The organism is Amycolatopsis sp. MJM2582, from assembly GCF_000754115.1.
Taxonomy (GTDB): Bacteria; Actinomycetota; Actinomycetes; order Mycobacteriales; family Pseudonocardiaceae; genus Amycolatopsis; species Amycolatopsis japonica.
Genome location: NZ_JPLW01000004.1, coordinates 406,829 through 421,539, shown reverse-complemented (window position 1 = coordinate 421,539; position 14,711 = coordinate 406,829). Strand labels below are relative to the sequence as shown.

Genomic DNA, 14,711 nt, shown 5'->3' with positions numbered 1-14,711 from the left:
AGTGATTGACAGTTTCCAATCACTGGCGCCAAGGTGGCGTCGTGCGCAGAGACTCCCTCTTCTTCCACGCGGACTTCCGGCGGCTCTGGGCGGGTGACACGGCCAGTCAGGTGGGTGCTTTCGCCGGCCACACCGTGATCCCCCTGCTCGCGGCCACCGTGCTGGCCGCGACGCCGTTCCAGATGGGACTGCTGACCGCGGCCGAGACCATCGCGTTCCTGATCATCGGGCTGCCCGCCGGGGTGTGGGTCGACCGGATGCGGCGCCGGGTCCTGATGCTGCGGGCCGACTTCGTCCGCGCGGCGTTGCTGTTCACCGTTCTGCTCGCCTGGTGGGCGGGGGTCCTGTCGCTGACACAGCTGATCATCGTCGCCACGCTCGTCGGCGTCGCGACGGTGTTCTTCGACGTCGCCTATCAGTCGTATCTGCCGTCGTTGGTCGGCCGCGAGCATCTCCTGGAGGGCAACGCGAAACTCCAGGCGAGCCAGTCGGTCGCGTTCCTGACCGGCCCGGGCATCGGCGGCGGGCTCGTGCAGCTGGCGGGCGCGGCCAACGCCGTGCTGATGACCGGCGTGGGCTTCCTGACCTCGGCGCTGTGCCTGCTGCGGATCCGCACCGTCGAGGAAGTACCCGAGCAACACGAAGAGGCGAAACTGCTCCCCCAGATCGCGGAGGGACTGCGGTTCGTCTTCACCGACGCCGCCCTGCGCTCGATCGTCGCCTGCACCGCGACCGCGAACCTGTTCAACGGCGCCTTCACCGCGGTGGAGATCCTGTTCCTGAACCGGGAACTGGGCCTGTCACCGGCGGTCGTCGGCGTCGTCCTGGCGACCGGCGGCGTGGGCGGGATCGTCGGGGCGATCCTGGCCGGGCGCATCACCCGGCGGATCGGGCAGGCGCGGTCGATCTGGTTCGTCCCGCTGCTGACGTGGCCGTTCCAGCTGCTGCTGCCGCTCGCCGCGCCGGGCTGGCGGATCGTGCTGTTCCCCGCGGCGCTGGCGATCGCGGGGTTCGGGATCATCGTCTACAACGTCGCGCAGGTGTCCTACCGGCAGGCCGTCTGCCCGGACCGGCTGCTCGGCCGCATGAACGCCAGCGTGCGCTTCGTGGTGTGGGGGATGCTGCCGCTGGGCGGGCTGATCGGCGGCGTGCTGGGCGAGGCGATCGGGATCCGGGGGACGCTGTGGTTCGTCGCGGTCGGCGAGACGGCCGCGCTGCTGTGGGTGGTGTTCTCGCCGATCCGGAAGCTTCGCGACCTTCCCAAGGAGCCGATCGCGGTCGGTTAAGCGAGCCCGGCCCACCACGTCTCGTCGAGTTCCCCGCGGGCGACGATCTCCGCCGGCCCGGTCAGCGTGGACCCGCCGCGGCGGATCTCGACCACCACGCGGCCGCCGGGGATGTCGACGGTCGCCTCACCGGTGTCGGTACCCGCGAGGTGCAGGGCGGCGGCGACCGCGGCGACCGTGCCGGTGCCGCAGGACCGCGTCTCGCCGACGCCGCGTTCGTGGACGCGCATCTTCAGCGCGTTGTCGCCCAGCAGGTTGATGAACTCGAGGTTCACGCCGTCGGGGAACACGTCGGAGTCGAAGTCGGGCTGGTCGCGCAGGTCGAGCACGTCGACGTCGTCGTCGACGACCGACACCAGGTGCGGGTTGCCGACGTTGACCGCGACCCCGGAGAAAGGCTTGCCCGCGACCACGGTGACCGAGGTGCCGGTGATCGCCGCCGGTCCCATCTGCACGGTCACCGAGCCGTCGGCGTGCATCCGCACCGGCCGGTCACCGGCGCGGGTGCCGATGACGAACTCGCGTTCGGGCACGAGCCCGGAATCGACGAGGTACCGGACGAAGACCCGGACGCCGTTGCCGCACATCTCCGCGATGGACCCGTCGGCGTTGCGGTAGTCCATGAACCATTCGCCTTCGGACTCCATACCCAGAGCCGCCGAGCGCACGATACGCAGCACGCCGTCGGCACCGAGACCACGCTGCCGGTCGCACAACGCGGCCACCTGCGCTTCGGTCAGCTCGAGGCGGCCGTCGGGGTCGGGAAGCAGCACGAAATCGTTCTGTGTGCCGTGTCCCTTGAGGAATTCGATGCCGCCCATGGCCCCAAGATTACTGGGCCACCGCTTCGAGGACGCGCTCGGCCAGCCGCTCCGAACCGCCGTCGAACCACCGGATGCGCTTGTCCCGCCGGAACCAGGAACGTTGTCTCCGCACGAACCTCCGGGTGGCCTGTGCGGTGGCCGCCGAGGCGGCCGGGAAGTCGCCGTCGCCGTCGAGCGCGGCGATCACCTGTTGGTAGCCCAGCGCCCTCGAAGCGGTGAGCCCGTCACGGAGTCCTTGGCCCAGCAACGTCCGGACCTCGTCGACGAGTCCGGCTTCGAACATCAGCTCCACGCGGCGGTCGACGCGGATGTCGAGCTCCTCCGGTTCGCGGTCGATGCCGATCAGGACGGTGTCGTAGCGCGCGGGCCCCGGTTTCGGCAGGTTCGCCGAGAACGGTTCGCCGGTGATCTCGATGACCTCCAGCGCGCGCACGATCCGGCGGCCGTTGGTCGGCAGGATGGCCGTGGCGGCGACGGGGTCCAGTTCCGTGAGCCGGGCGTGCATCGCGGCGACGCCGAGTTCGTCGGTCTCGGCGGTCAGCCGGGCGCGCACGTCCGGATCGGTACCTGGGAACTTGAGATCGTCGAGCACGGCTTGGACGTACAGCCCCGACCCGCCGGTGAGAATCGGCACGCGACCGGCTTCGAGGAGTTCCTCGACCCGCCGACGCGCATCGCGCTGGTACGCGGCGACGGAGGCGGTCTCGGTGACGTCGAGGACGTCGAGCAGGTGATGCGGCACGCCTCGCCGCTCCTCGACAGTCGCCTTCGCCGTCCCGATGTCCATCCCCCGGTAGAGCTGCAACGCGTCCGCGTTGACCACCTCACCCCCGAGGGTGAGGGCGAGTTCGACCGCCAGCGCGGTCTTCCCGGTCGCCGTGGGCCCGACGACCGCGACTGGCCGGATCACGCGCGTTCCCAGACCGCGACGTGGTAGCCGACGCCGAACGGCGCGGCCGAGTAGAGGACCTCGGCGGTCCAATCCCCGTCCGCCAGACCGGCGAGGACCTGCCAGGGCGCGCGGCCACCGGCCCCGAGTTCGGCGGCCAAGGCGGGGTCGAGCGCGGCCAGCGCTCCCGTGTCGGCCTTGGCCAGGGCGTCGCGGACCCCGGCGTCGAAATCCTCGGCGCGCGCGTCCTCACCTCCGGGGGAACGGGGGCCGTGCCTGCTCGAACCGTCACCGAGAACGAGCACGGCGGAGTGGTCGCCCACCGCGCGGGCGAACTGTTCACACTGGTCGGAGGGGGTGGCGGCATCCACGAGATGGACGCGGACGGACGACGCGCCGACCTGTTCACGAAGCCAGCCGGCGACGAGCGCGGGCAACGGCAGCTCGGTTTCGGGGGCCGTCACCCGGCTGAGTGAGACGCCGAGGTCGACGCCGAAACCGCGGAACGACCCGCTCGCGTGTTCCGGCACCTCGGGGGCGCCGGTGGCCGCGCCGATGACAATCCAGTCCGGCGAAGCACTGGTCAGGCGCCTCACCGCGGCGAGGCAGGCTTCGCGCAGCTCGGCGCACTCGTCCGCCGCTCCGGCGGCCAGTTCGGGGATGAGCAGCGGGGGTTGCGGGAGCACGGCGACACGGCGGATCACGGCCGCCGACGTTACCTTCCCCGCCACCTACCACCCGCAACCGACCGACACGGAGGGTCCTCCGGAAGTAGGATCACTGCCCTCTGGTGGTTCATCCGGTTCCACGGTGGACGCTGAGCTGCTTGAATGCCGCAAGGGGTTGATGCCCCCGAAGCAAGACGGCAACGCATTACCCGGCCCCGCCGCTAGGCGGGGCGCCCGCGCCAGCGGGCGTACAGGCGATAAGGAGCCTGCGATGGCCCAGGAGAACACGTCCACCGGTACCCCGGCACCGCACCCGGTACCGCACGCGCTCGGTGGCGGGCATCCCGCACCCCCCGTGCCGCCCGCCGAGCCCAGCCCGTCCGCTTGGGGCAGGGTCGACGAAGAAGGAACGGTCTACGTCACCACGGCCGACGGCGAACGCGCGGTCGGTGTCTGGCAGGCCGGGAGCCCGGACGAGGGTCTGCTCCACTACGCGCGCCGCTTCGACGACCTGCGCACCGAGGTCGAGCTGCTGGAGACCCGGCTGGAGTCCGGCGCGGGCGACCCGAAGCACGCGCTGGCGACGGCGACACAGCTGCGTGACGGCCTCGCCGAAGCCGCCGTCGTCGGCGACATCGCCGCGCTGAACGGCCGCATCGAGCAGGTCATCGCCCACGCCGAGAAGGCGCTGGCCTCGGCCAAGCAGGAGCGCGAGGAGGCCCGCGCGGCCGCCGTCGTCCGCAAGCAGGCCCTCGCCGACGAGGCCGAGAAGCTCGCCGCCGAGTCGACCCAGTGGAAGGCCGCCGGCGACCGGCTGCGCGCGATCCTGGACGAGTGGAAGACCGTCAAGGGCGTCGACCGCAAGACCGACGACGAGCTGTGGAAGCGGTTCTCCAAAGCCCGTGAGGCGTTCAACCGCCGCCGTGGCTCGCATTTCGCCGAGCTCGACAAGCAGCGCGCGGGCGCCAAGCACCGCAAGGAAGAGCTGATCGCCGAGGCCGAATCGCTCTCGGAGTCGTCGGACTGGGGCGAGACGGCGGGTCGCTACAAGGACCTGATGACCGAGTGGAAGGCCGCCGGCCGCGCCCCCAAGGACAGCGACGAGGCGCTCTGGCAGCGGTTCCGCGCCGCGCAGGACAAGTTCTTCGCCCGGCGGTCCGCGGTGTTCTCCGAGCGGGACGCCGAGTTCGCGACCAACGCGCAGCAGAAGGAAGAACTCCTCGTCGAGGCCGAGAAGATCGACCCCGCCGCGAACCTGGAGGCGGCGAAGCAGCACATGCGCCGCATCCAGGACCAGTGGGACGAGATCGGCAAGGTCCCGCGCGAGCGCATCCGCGAGCTGGACGGGCGGCTGAAGGCCGTGCAGGACGCGATCAAGTCGGCCGAGGACAGCAAGTGGCGGCGGACCGACCCGGAGGCGCAGGCCAGGGCGGCGCAGTTCCGCGAGCGGGTCGAGCAGTTCGAGTCGCAGGCGGCGAAGGCCCGTGCGGCGGGCGACGAGCGGCGCGCGAAGAAGGCGGACGAGCAGGCCGCGCAGTGGCGTGAGTGGCTCGAGGCGGCGGAAGCGGCCATCGCGGACCGGTAGGTCTTTCGGCGTTCTGTAGTGCCATGAAAGGTCCTTTCCTTGCGAATTTCGCAAGGAAAGGACCTTTCATGGCGTTCGGGGGCGGGCGCACGCGTCACTCCACTGTGGAGGGACGCCTGGCACCTTCGTGCGTATTCGGGCGCTCTCCGCGCTCAACCGTGGTCGACTTCGATCATGAACCAGACACTGATTCCCCCAGCACGCCGGGCGTTCGCCGCCCTGGCGATCAGTTGTGCTCTGGTGGCCGGGCTCGCCCCGGCCGCGTCGGCGACGGCCGCCCCGGCACCGGCCCCGGCCTCCGCCGAAGCGGGCAAGAAGAAGGTCAAACTCGACGCCTCGCTCAGCAAGAAGGAGGCGAAGGTCAACGAAAAGGTCACCCTCAAAGGAACGCTGCAAGCCGCGGAGGGCGCCGACGGGACGGAAAGCCTCGAAGCGATCATCGTGCAGCAGCTTCAGGGCAGCGTGTGGGTGAACATCGCCGACACGACCTGCCGGCCCAACTCGACGTTCTCCCTGAAGCTGAGCTTCTCCTTCAGCGCGGTGGTCACGCTGCGGGCCTACCACCCGGAAACGACGCTCTACGCGAGCGCGTACACGTCCAGCAACCTCACCCTGCGGGTCGGCTAGCTGCGGGAGAAGGCCGCACGCATCCAGTAGATGGCCAGCGCGACGGTGGCGATCCAGGCGACGATCAGCCCGAAGCCCGGACCGCCACCGGCCGCGCCGGTCGCGTGCGAGGACTGCTGGGACCAGATCGCGAGCATCCCGTCGACGGAGGCGAACCAGCCGCCCGCGGCGCAGACCCAGGCCAGCCACCAGCGCCGGGTCACCAGCGCGACAGCGCCGACGAACACCCCGATGCCGGTGGACGTCGCGGCGAACAGCTGCGGGATCCCGCCGCCCCGGCCGAGCAGCACCTCCCAGCCGGCGTGCTCGCCGACCCAGGGCAGCAGCTGCGCGATCAGCAGCACGAACACCAGCACGGCGATGGAGAACCCGCGCCTGCCCAGCTCGATCGTCTTGGCCGCGCGCGCACCGACCTCGTCGATCTCGGCGGCGAGTTCGTCGATCTTCGGTTCGGTCACAGCGCACACCCGCTCACCGGTTCCGGCGTGACGGCCGGGGCGCCGAAGCCCGGCAGGCCCAGCGTCACGCCGTTGGTCTTCGGCCGCAGCCCGGCCTCGGAGTTGTCCCCCGCCTTGGTGCGGCGGTGCGACAGCAGGTCACCGTCGGCGACGAGGTGGTGCGGCGCGCCGTAGGTCACCACGGTCTCGACGACGTCGCCCGGCCGCACGAGGCGGTCCACGAGCGGCCCCGTCGGCGTGAAGTGGACGAGCCTGCCGTCACGGGCACGACCGCTCATCCGTTGTGTCTCGGTGTCCTTGCGGCCTTCGCCGGAGGCCACCAGCAGCTCGACCCGCCGTCCGACGATCTTCTTGTTCTCGTCCCAGGAGATGTCGTTCTGCAGTTGCACGAGCCGCTCGTAGCGCTCCTGCACGACCTCCTTCGGCAGCTGCCCGTCCATCTCGGCGGCGGGCGTGCCCGGCCGGATCGAGTACTGGAAGGTGAACGCGCTGGAGAACCGCGCCTGCGCGACGACGTCGAGCGTCGCCTGGAAGTCTTCCTCGGTCTCGCCGGGGAAGCCGACGATGATGTCGGTGGTGATCGCGGCGTCGGGCATGGACTCGCGCACGCGGTCGAGGAGCTTGAGGTAGCGCGCCGAACGGTAGGACCGCTTCATCTCGCGCAGCACCCGGTCCGAACCGGACTGCAGCGGCATGTGCAGCTGATGGCACACGTTCGGCGTCTCGGCCATCGCGTCGATGACGTCCTCGGTGAACGCCGCCGGATGCGGCGAGGTGAACCGGACGCGCTCCAGCCCGTCCACCGAACCGCAGGCGCGCAGCAGCTTCCCGAACGCGAGCCGGTCGCCGAATTCGACGCCGTAGGAGTTCACGTTCTGGCCGAGCAGGGTCACTTCCAGCACGCCTTCGGCGACGAGCGCCTCTACCTCGGCCAGGATCTCGCCGGGACGGCGGTCGCGTTCCTTGCCGCGCAGCGCCGGGACGATGCAGAAGGTGCAGGTGTTGTTGCAGCCGACCGAAATCGACACCCAGCCCGCGTACGCCGAGTCGCGCTTCGCCGGGAGCGTCGAGGGGAAGGTCTCGAGCGATTCGAGGATCTCGACCTCGGCCTCGGCGTTGTGCCGCGCGCGTTCCAGCAGCGTCGGCAGCGAGCCGATGTTATGTGTGCCGAAGACGACGTCCACCCAGGGCGCGCGTTTGACGATCTCGCCGCGGTCCTTCTGCGCGAGGCAGCCGCCGACGGCGATCTGCATGTCCGGCTTCGCGGTCTTCTGCGGGCGCAGATGACCGAGGGTGCCGTACAGCTTGTTGTCCGCGTTCTCCCGCACCGCGCAGGTGTTGAACACGATCAGGTCGGGTGTGGCCTCGCCGTCACCCGGAACGTAGCCGGCGTCCTCGAGCTGCCCGGCAAGACGTTCGGAGTCATGCACGTTCATCTGGCAGCCGAAGGTGCGGATCTGGTAAGTGCGCGCGCTCATCTCGCCTTCGAGGGTACGCGGGCGGGGTTACATGGCACGATCGACCCTCATGAGGAGACCAGGAGTGCTCGCGGTGGTGATCGCCGTGGTCTGTGCCCTGGTCGCCGGGTGCGGACCCGATCTGTCCGGGACGAAGGTGCGGATCGCGGCGGGGCTCAACGGCGGCGTCTACGACAAACTGGCCGAGGCGCTGGCCGACGCGTGGGCCGCTCAGCTGGACACCGAGCGACCCGAGATCCAGGAGACGCACGGCTCGCCGGACAACGTCGACCGGGTGCGGGCGGGGAAGGCCGACGTCGCGTTCGTGGCCGCCGACGTCGCCGCCGCCGACAAGAGCCCCGGCCTGGCCGCGCTGGCCCGCGTGCACGACGACTACCTGCACGTCATCGTGCGCGCCGACTCGTCGATCAAATCGTTCGCGCAGTTGCGCGGCCGCAAGGTCGCGATCGGCTCGCCGGACTCGGGGGTCGAGTTCCTGTCGAAGCAGCTGCTGAAGGCGTCGGGGCTGACCGGCGCGATCGACCGGCGCAACCTGGGCCTTCCCGAGGCGCTGCCCGCGCTGGAGAACCGGCAGATCGACGCCGTCATCTGGTCGGGTGGGCTGCCGACACCGTCGATCACCGAGAAGGTGCACACCGTCGGCCTGCGGCTGCTCGACATCACCGACCTCGCGGACGCGCTGCGGGCCACCAGCCCGGTGTACCGGACCGCGACCATCCCGGTGACCGCCTACAACCTGCCGTCGCCGGTGACCACGCTCGTGCTGCCGAACTTCCTGGTGGTGCCCACGTCGATGCGCGACGACGTCGCCGAGGCGCTGGTACGCGGGCTGTTCGACGCGCGGGACCAGCTGGTCAAGGCGGCGGGCGCGGCGTTGTCGATCGACGTCCACCCCGCCATCGAGACCGCTCCCCTGCCATTGCATCCGGGGGCGCTGCGCTACTTCCGGTCACTCAAGGATTAGAGGCAGCGTCACGGTCACCTGGAGACCGCCGCCTTCGGGTGAACCGAGCCGCAGCGAACCGTCCGATCTGGCCAGGATCTCGGTGACGATCGCCAGGCCGAGGCCGGAGCCGGGCACGTTCTGATGCGCGGTGCTGCGCCAGAACCGGTCCGCCGCGCGGTCCAGTTCGTCGTCGCGCAGGCCGGGGCCGTGGTCGCGGACGGCGATGTCCACCTTCCCGTCCGCCGTGGTGACGTCGACCCGCACCTCGGTCCCCGGCTCGGTGAACTTGAGCGCGTTGTCCAGCAGCGCGTCGAGGACCACTTCGAGGCCGCGCGCGGGCGTGAGCACCCTCAGCCCACCACCCAGCCCGGACGCGACCAGGGTGATGTCGCGTGCCGCGCCGACGACGGTCCAGTCGGCGACCCGGGCGCCCACCGTCTCGTCGAGGCCGACCGGCACCAGTTCGCCGCCCGAGGATTCGGCCCTGGCCAGCGAAAGGAGCTCGTCGAGGATCTGGTTGAGCCGTCGCGCGTCGACGAGGGCGGCTTCGAGATCGGCCGCGGCCAGGTCGTCGTCGACGTGCCCGTCGAGGTTGCCGAGCCGGATCTTCAACGCGGTCAACGGGTTCCGCAGCTGGTGGGAGGCATCGGCGACGAACGCGCGCTGCGCGGACAACGCCTCGTCGACGCTGGCGGCCATCCGGTCGAAGGAGCGTTCGAGCTGCCGCAGTTCCGGCGGGCCGCCCGTCTCCCCCACCCGTTTGACCTCGCGGCCGCTGACCACGGAGGCGACCAGTTCGCCGGTGGCGTCGTCCAGCCGTCGGACCGGGCGCAGGATCCAGCGCACCACCGGCACCGCGACCAGCAACGCGAGCCCGAACGCCAGCACCGCGCCCGCCGCGATGAGCAGCCACCACCACAGCAGCGCGGTGCGGGCCTTGTCCGTCGAGGAGACGGTGATCACCGCGCCCCGCACCTCGCCGTCGATCAGGATCGGCTCGGCCAGCACCAGCGGCTCGGTGGACCACGGCAGCAGCAGCGGACCGGGTTCCGAACGCCGCCCGGCCAGCGCCTGCTGCAGATGTGAGGCGATGACGGGATCCTTGAGGTCGATCCCGTCCGTCTCCCCCGGCCCCCTGGCGACGGATTCGCCGTCCTGGTCGACGATCGCCACCGGCACCCCGTAGACCTCGGTGTAGCGGCGGAGCTCGTCCTCGATCAGGTCCGGCCGGTTCTCCACCAGCGGGCGCTGGGCCAGCGACGCGAACCGGGAGGTGTCGGTGAGCCGGTCGAGGAAGAGGTCGAGCTGCGCACTGGCCGCCACGCTGAGCGAGAGCGGGATGCCGAGGCCGAACACGAGCGCCGCGACCAGCGTCAGCACGATCGCCTGGAGCCGGACGCGCACCGGCTCAGCCCTCCTCGGCCGGGCCGTAGGCGCCGCCGAGGCGGTACCCGACGCCGCGGACGGTCTCGATCAGCGCGGGCCTGCCGAGCTTGGTCCGCAGGGTGGCGACGTGGACGTCGAGCGACCGGCTCTCCGCGGGGCCGCGATGCCCCCAGACCTCGTTCAGCACGTGGTCGCGGGCGCAGACCGCGCCGCGGGCGGTGACCACCAGCGCGAGCACCTGGAATTCCTTGCGGGACAACGAAACGGGCTGTCCGTCGACCTGCACCTCATGGCGTCCGATATCGACGGTGACATCACCCGCGCGGATGACGCCCGCCGGTTCGGGCGAGGCGGGCCGCTCCCCTCGGCGACGGCGCACGGCCTCGACGCGGGCGACCAGTTCGTCGACGTCGTAGGGCTTCACCAGATAGTCGTCGGCACCGGACCGCAGTCCCTGGATCCGGTCGTCGACCTCGCCCCGCGCCGAAACGACGATCACCGCGACGTCGCTGACCGCGCGGATCCGGCGGCACAGCACGATCCCGTCGATATCGGGGAGCCCCAGGTCGAGCAGCACGACGTCGACCTCGTGCACCAGATCGAGCACCCCGGCGCCGGAGGCCAGGCGTTTGATCGTCAGGCCGCGCCGGGTCAGCGCGGGCGTCAAGGCACCCGCGACCCGGTCGTCGTCCTCCACCAGCAGTACCCGCACCCGTGTTTCCCTTTCACGCCGTCCCCGCACCGCGACGACTTGAGGAACGACTCTATGGGGTGAGTCACCACTCGCGCTGCCCGTACCGCTGGGCCGGATGGCCCTGTGAGGGACCCGCTGCACGCGGTAATGGTCACGATGCGTCACAGATCTTGTGTGACCCCGGTTACGAGGCACCCCCGCTTTGTCTAGGCTGATCAGCGCCGGACGGCGGCGGATCGGGCCGTCCGGTGGCTTGAGAACGATACGGACTTGAAACCCTAAGTATTGGTCAAGCCGCCTTTACAAGCGGTCCGACGGGAGTAGGTTTCCGCCATCGCGTGGTGCCTGACCCCGCAGTCCCCTGCAAACGAACGCTCCTGGAGGCCAGATGACCGCGGAGGTGGCGGCGCCGATGATCAAGGCGGCCGCCGTGAACAAGTACTTCGGCGACCTGCACGTGCTCAAGGAGATCAACCTCGAGGTGCCGCGTGGGCAGGTCGTGGTCGTGCTCGGGCCGTCCGGGTCTGGCAAGTCGACGCTGTGCCGGGCGATCAACCGGCTGGAACCCATCAACTCCGGCGAGATCGCGGTGGACGGCGTTCCGCTGCCCGCCGAAGGGAAGGCGCTGGCCGCGCTGCGCGCCGACGTCGGCATGGTGTTCCAGTCGTTCAACCTGTTCGCGCACAAGACGATCGTCGAGAACGTCATGCTCGCGCCGATGAAGGTCCGCAAGGTCAACTCGGCCGAGGCCCGCAAGACCGCGATGGACCTGCTCGAACGTGTCGGCATCGCCAACCAGGCCGACAAGTACCCCGCCCAGCTCTCCGGCGGGCAGCAGCAGCGGGTGGCGATCGCCCGCGCGCTGGCCATGCGCCCCAAGGTGATGCTGTTCGACGAGCCGACCTCGGCGCTGGACCCGGAGATGGTCCAGGAGGTCCTCGACGTGATGACCACGCTCGCCAAGGACGGGATGACGATGCTCGTCGTCACCCACGAGATGGGCTTCGCGCGGCGCGCGGCGAACCGGGTGGTGTTCATGTCCGACGGCGAGATCGTCGAGGACTCCACCCCGGACGACTTCTTCACCAAGCCGAAGACGGATCGCGCCAAGGACTTCCTCGGCAAGATCCTGACCCACTAAGCGTTTCCGCGGCGCGGGCTCGTGCCGCATCGACGGAAGAAACAGGAGAGGTTCACATGAGGATCCGCACCCTTGCGGTGGGTCTGCTCGTCGGCAGTCTCGCACTGACCGCTTGTGGCAAGGAAGGCACGCCCAGCTCGCCGGGCGGCAGCTCCGAAGGCGCGAACGCCGGTGCCCAGCTGCCCCAGTACACGGTGGCGTCGAACGTCGACCTCGCGGGCTCCCCGGTCTTCGCGAAGATCAAGGCAGCGGGCAAGCTGACCCTGGGCGCCAAGGACGACCAGCCCGGTCTCGGCAAGAAGGACCCGACGAGCGGCAAGTTCGCCGGTTTCGACATCGAAATCGCGAAGCTCGTCGCCGCGAGCCTCGGCTTCGGCGAAGACAAGATCACCTTCAAGACGGTCGACTCGGGTGCCCGTGAGCAGGCCATCGTGAACGGTGACGTCGACTACTACGTCGGCACCTACACGATCAACGACAAGCGCAAGGCGCAGATCTCCTTCGCCGGCCCGTACTTCGAGGCCGGCCAGGACCTGCTGGTGCGCAAGGACGAGACGACGATCACCGGCCCGGAGACCTTGAAGGGCAAGAAGGTCTGCTCGGTCACCGGCTCGACCCCGATCCAGCGCGTCCGCGAGCAGAACCTGACCGAGCCCGGCAACATCGTCGAGTTCCAGAAGTACTCGCAGTGCGTCGAGAAGCTCAGCACCAAGGAGGTCGACGCGGTCACCACCGACGACGCGATCCTGAAGGGCTTCGCTTCGGAGGACTCCGACAGCTTCAAGGTCGTCGGCAAGACCTTCTCGAAGGAGCCGTACGGCATCGGTCTGAAGAAGGACGACAAGGTCCTTCGCGACAAGATCAACGACACCCTGCAGAAGGCGCTGGACGACGGCACCTGGCAGAAGATCTACGACGCCACCCTCGGCAAGTCGGGTTCGGCGGCGCAGAAGCCCACCCTGCAGAAGTACTGATGTAACCAGCGGCCGGTGGACCCGTGACGGGTTCACCGGCCGCTCCACACCCACCTCCAGTCGACGGCAGCGGGGAAAGGCTCCATGAACGTCCTGCTCGACAACCTGGATCTCTACGGTCCGTTCTTCCTCACCACGATCGAATTGTTCCTCTGGTCGGCGGTCGGCAGCCTGATCCTCGGCACGATCCTGGCGATGCTGCGGGTGAGTCCGGTCCTGGCGTTCCGCGCGGCGGGAACGACCTATGTGACCCTCATCCGCAACACCCCGCTGACGCTGGTGTTCGCGTTCTTCGTGTTCGCGTACCCCCTGCTCGAAATCGTGAAGCTCAACTTCTTCACCGCCGCGGTCGTCGCGCTGATCGTGTACACCTCGGCGTTCATCTGCGAGGTCGTCCGGTCGGGCATCAACACGGTCCCGGTCGGCCAGGCCGAGGCCGGGCGCGCGCTGGGACTGACGTTCGGCCAGATCCTCGGCCAGATCGTCCTGCCGCAGGCGCTGCGCTCCGTGGCGCCGCCACTGATCAGCACCCTGATCGCGTTGCTGAAGAACACCACGATCGCCGCGGGCTTCTCGGTCGCCGAGGCCGGCGCGATCCGGTCGTACCTCTCGGAACGAGGTGACAACCAGTTGATCGGCCTGCTGTGGGTCGCCCTGGGCTTCATCATCCTCGTCGCCGTACTTTCTCTCATCCAGCGGAGCCTGGAGAAGCGCTGGAGCGTGGCCCGATGAGCAGTGTCCTGTTCGACGTCCCCGGCCCCAAGGCGCGGATGCGCCACCGCATCTACGCGGTCATCGGCGTCGTCGCCATCGCCGCGTTCATCGCCTTCGTCGTCTACCGGTTCTACGACACCGGCCAGTTCACCGCGCGCAAATGGGAATGGCTCCAGTACCAGCAGGTTCAGATCGACCTGCTGAACGCGGTACTGGAAACGCTCCGGGCGTTCGCGGCGGCGGCGGTCCTCGCGCTGATCTTCGGTGCGGTCTTCGCGGCCGGGCGGCTCTCCGACCACGCCTGGATCCGGCGCATCTCCGGCGTGATCGTGGAGTTCTTCCGCGCCATCCCCGCGCTGATCCTGATGTTCCTGTTCTACTTCGGCCTCCCGGCCGTCGGCGTCCCGATGACGCCGTTCCTCGGCGTGGTCTTCGGTCTCACGCTGTACAACGGCTCGGTGCTCGCGGAGGTCTTCCGCGCCGGCATCCAGGCCCTGCCGAAGGGCCAGGCCGAAGCCGCGTACGCACTCGGCATGCGCAAGACCCAGGTGATGTTCACCGTCCTGCTGCCGCAGGCGATCCGGGCGATGCTGCCGACGATCATCAGCCAGATGGTGGTGCTCCTGAAGGACACCGCGCTCGGCTTCATCATCACCTTCCAGGAACTGCTGTACTACGCCCGCTACATCGGCACACAAGGCGAATTCGGTCGGCCGATCGTGCCGTCGACGCTGGTCGCGACCGGTATCTACATCTGCCTGTGCCTGCTGCTGACGGCGCTGGCGACGTATCTGGAGAAGCGCAACCGGCGCAGCAAGAAGCACATCGACCTGGACGAGAAGAAGGCCGAGGAGACCGGACTGGGAGCCGCCGCCTCCGCTTGATCTGTCCAGAAATCCGGAAGAGGCCCCGCCGCGCAGCGCGCGACGGGGCCTCTTGCTGTGCTCGCGCTTTGCCGAGGATGCGGCAGTGCCGCATCACCGGATTCCGCTGTGACCACAGCTATCCGCGGGTCGCCGGCTACATAACCCAAGCAAGTGT

Annotated in this window: 15 protein-coding genes; 8 read left to right on the top strand and 7 right to left on the bottom strand. The window is 69.5% G+C overall.

What is annotated here, in order from left to right; translation table 11 throughout:
- Positions 1 to 41: 41 nt before the first annotated feature.
- Complete coding sequence (locus ED92_RS27290) at positions 42 to 1,286, top strand: MFS transporter (protein WP_037343282.1); 1,245 nt, start codon at positions 42 to 44, stop codon at positions 1,284 to 1,286.
- On the opposite strand, the gene dapF is transcribed toward ED92_RS27290, so the two are convergent.
- The 3 genes from dapF to ED92_RS27275 are packed head-to-tail and all read right to left on the bottom strand — an operon-like array spanning position 1,283 to position 3,703.
- A complete protein-coding gene (gene dapF / locus ED92_RS27285) occupies positions 1,283 to 2,107 on the bottom strand; it encodes a diaminopimelate epimerase (protein WP_081975929.1) in 825 nt (274 codons plus the stop codon). The two genes, ED92_RS27290 and dapF, sit on opposite strands and share 4 nt — an antisense overlap.
- Positions 2,108 to 2,117: 10 nt before the next feature.
- Positions 2,118 to 3,020 carry a tRNA (adenosine(37)-N6)-dimethylallyltransferase MiaA gene (gene miaA, locus ED92_RS27280; RefSeq protein WP_152611022.1) on the bottom strand — a complete coding sequence of 301 codons (903 nt, stop codon included), beginning with the start codon at positions 3,018 to 3,020 and terminating at the stop codon, positions 2,118 to 2,120.
- Positions 3,017 to 3,703 carry a class III extradiol dioxygenase subunit B-like domain-containing protein gene (locus ED92_RS27275; protein WP_037343280.1) on the bottom strand — a complete coding sequence of 229 codons (687 nt, stop codon included), beginning with the start codon at positions 3,701 to 3,703 and terminating at the stop codon, positions 3,017 to 3,019. Before ED92_RS27275 ends, miaA begins: the two co-directional genes overlap by 4 nt.
- Before the next feature lie 235 nt (positions 3,704 to 3,938).
- On the opposite strand from ED92_RS27275, the gene ED92_RS27270 reads away from it, so the two are divergent.
- On the top strand, positions 3,939 to 5,252 hold the full coding sequence (locus ED92_RS27270) for a DUF349 domain-containing protein (RefSeq protein ID WP_037343278.1): 1,314 nt from the start codon (positions 3,939 to 3,941) through the stop codon (positions 5,250 to 5,252).
- Positions 5,253 to 5,426: 174 nt separating this feature from the next.
- Positions 5,427 to 5,879, top strand: coding sequence for a hypothetical protein (locus tag ED92_RS27265; RefSeq protein ID WP_037343275.1), 453 nt, complete (start codon positions 5,427 to 5,429; stop codon positions 5,877 to 5,879).
- Here ED92_RS27265 and ED92_RS27260 read toward each other — a convergent pair.
- Both ED92_RS27260 and miaB read right to left on the bottom strand, forming a co-directional pair.
- The gene (locus ED92_RS27260; RefSeq protein WP_037343272.1) at positions 5,876 to 6,337 is read right to left on the bottom strand and encodes a hypothetical protein; all 462 of its coding nucleotides are present in this window, start codon (positions 6,335 to 6,337) and stop codon (positions 5,876 to 5,878) included. The genes ED92_RS27265 and ED92_RS27260 overlap by 4 nt on opposite strands.
- The gene (gene miaB / locus ED92_RS27255) at positions 6,334 to 7,815 is read right to left on the bottom strand and encodes a tRNA (N6-isopentenyl adenosine(37)-C2)-methylthiotransferase MiaB (protein WP_037343270.1); all 1,482 of its coding nucleotides are present in this window, start codon (positions 7,813 to 7,815) and stop codon (positions 6,334 to 6,336) included. Before miaB ends, ED92_RS27260 begins: the two co-directional genes overlap by 4 nt.
- Before the next feature lie 49 nt (positions 7,816 to 7,864).
- On the opposite strand from miaB, the gene ED92_RS27250 reads away from it, so the two are divergent.
- The gene (locus ED92_RS27250) at positions 7,865 to 8,779 is read left to right on the top strand and encodes a TAXI family TRAP transporter solute-binding subunit (RefSeq protein ID WP_125737822.1); all 915 of its coding nucleotides are present in this window, start codon (positions 7,865 to 7,867) and stop codon (positions 8,777 to 8,779) included.
- Here ED92_RS27250 and ED92_RS27245 read toward each other — a convergent pair.
- Positions 8,765 to 10,165 (bottom strand): HAMP domain-containing sensor histidine kinase, encoded by a 1,401-nt coding sequence (locus ED92_RS27245; protein ID WP_037343265.1) that lies wholly within the window; start codon positions 10,163 to 10,165, stop codon positions 8,765 to 8,767. The genes ED92_RS27250 and ED92_RS27245 overlap by 15 nt on opposite strands.
- Positions 10,166 to 10,169: 4 nt before the next feature.
- The gene (locus ED92_RS27240; protein ID WP_037343264.1) at positions 10,170 to 10,859 is read right to left on the bottom strand and encodes a response regulator transcription factor; all 690 of its coding nucleotides are present in this window, start codon (positions 10,857 to 10,859) and stop codon (positions 10,170 to 10,172) included.
- A gap of 394 nt (positions 10,860 to 11,253) precedes the next feature.
- On the opposite strand from ED92_RS27240, the gene ED92_RS27235 reads away from it, so the two are divergent.
- The 4 genes from ED92_RS27235 to ED92_RS27220 all read left to right on the top strand — a co-directional run bounded on the left by ED92_RS27235 (position 11,254) and on the right by ED92_RS27220 (position 14,554).
- Complete coding sequence (locus tag ED92_RS27235) at positions 11,254 to 11,982, top strand: amino acid ABC transporter ATP-binding protein (protein WP_007029281.1); 729 nt, start codon at positions 11,254 to 11,256, stop codon at positions 11,980 to 11,982.
- A 56-nt stretch (positions 11,983 to 12,038) separates the two neighbouring features.
- On the top strand, positions 12,039 to 12,956 hold the full coding sequence (locus tag ED92_RS27230; RefSeq protein ID WP_037343263.1) for a glutamate ABC transporter substrate-binding protein: 918 nt from the start codon (positions 12,039 to 12,041) through the stop codon (positions 12,954 to 12,956).
- An 84-nt stretch (positions 12,957 to 13,040) separates the two neighbouring features.
- Positions 13,041 to 13,688: an amino acid ABC transporter permease gene (locus ED92_RS27225; RefSeq protein WP_037343260.1), complete on the top strand. Its 648-nt coding sequence runs from the start codon at positions 13,041 to 13,043 to the stop codon at positions 13,686 to 13,688.
- On the top strand, positions 13,685 to 14,554 hold the full coding sequence (locus tag ED92_RS27220; protein WP_037343257.1) for an amino acid ABC transporter permease: 870 nt from the start codon (positions 13,685 to 13,687) through the stop codon (positions 14,552 to 14,554). Before ED92_RS27225 ends, ED92_RS27220 begins: the two co-directional genes overlap by 4 nt.
- Positions 14,555 to 14,711: the final 157 nt, after the last annotated feature.

Excerpts from the sequence above, each read along its gene's own strand:
- ED92_RS27230 (WP_037343263.1), top strand. The coding sequence starts at position 12,039 with ATGAGGATCCGCACCCTTGCGGTGGGTCTGCTCGTCGGCAGTCTCGCA.
- ED92_RS27265 (WP_037343275.1), top strand. The coding sequence starts at position 5,427 with ATGAACCAGACACTGATTCCCCCAGCACGCCGGGCGTTCGCCGCCCTG.
- ED92_RS27220 (WP_037343257.1), top strand. The coding sequence starts at position 13,685 with ATGAGCAGTGTCCTGTTCGACGTCCCCGGCCCCAAGGCGCGGATGCGC.
- ED92_RS27270 (WP_037343278.1), top strand. The coding sequence starts at position 3,939 with ATGGCCCAGGAGAACACGTCCACCGGTACCCCGGCACCGCACCCGGTA.
- ED92_RS27235 (WP_007029281.1), top strand. The coding sequence starts at position 11,254 with ATGATCAAGGCGGCCGCCGTGAACAAGTACTTCGGCGACCTGCACGTG.
- ED92_RS27225 (WP_037343260.1), top strand. The coding sequence starts at position 13,041 with ATGAACGTCCTGCTCGACAACCTGGATCTCTACGGTCCGTTCTTCCTC.
- dapF (WP_081975929.1), bottom strand. The coding sequence starts at position 2,107 with ATGGGCGGCATCGAATTCCTCAAGGGACACGGCACACAGAACGATTTC.
- ED92_RS27250 (WP_125737822.1), top strand. The coding sequence starts at position 7,865 with ATGAGGAGACCAGGAGTGCTCGCGGTGGTGATCGCCGTGGTCTGTGCC.
- miaB (WP_037343270.1), bottom strand. The coding sequence starts at position 7,815 with ATGAGCGCGCGCACTTACCAGATCCGCACCTTCGGCTGCCAGATGAAC.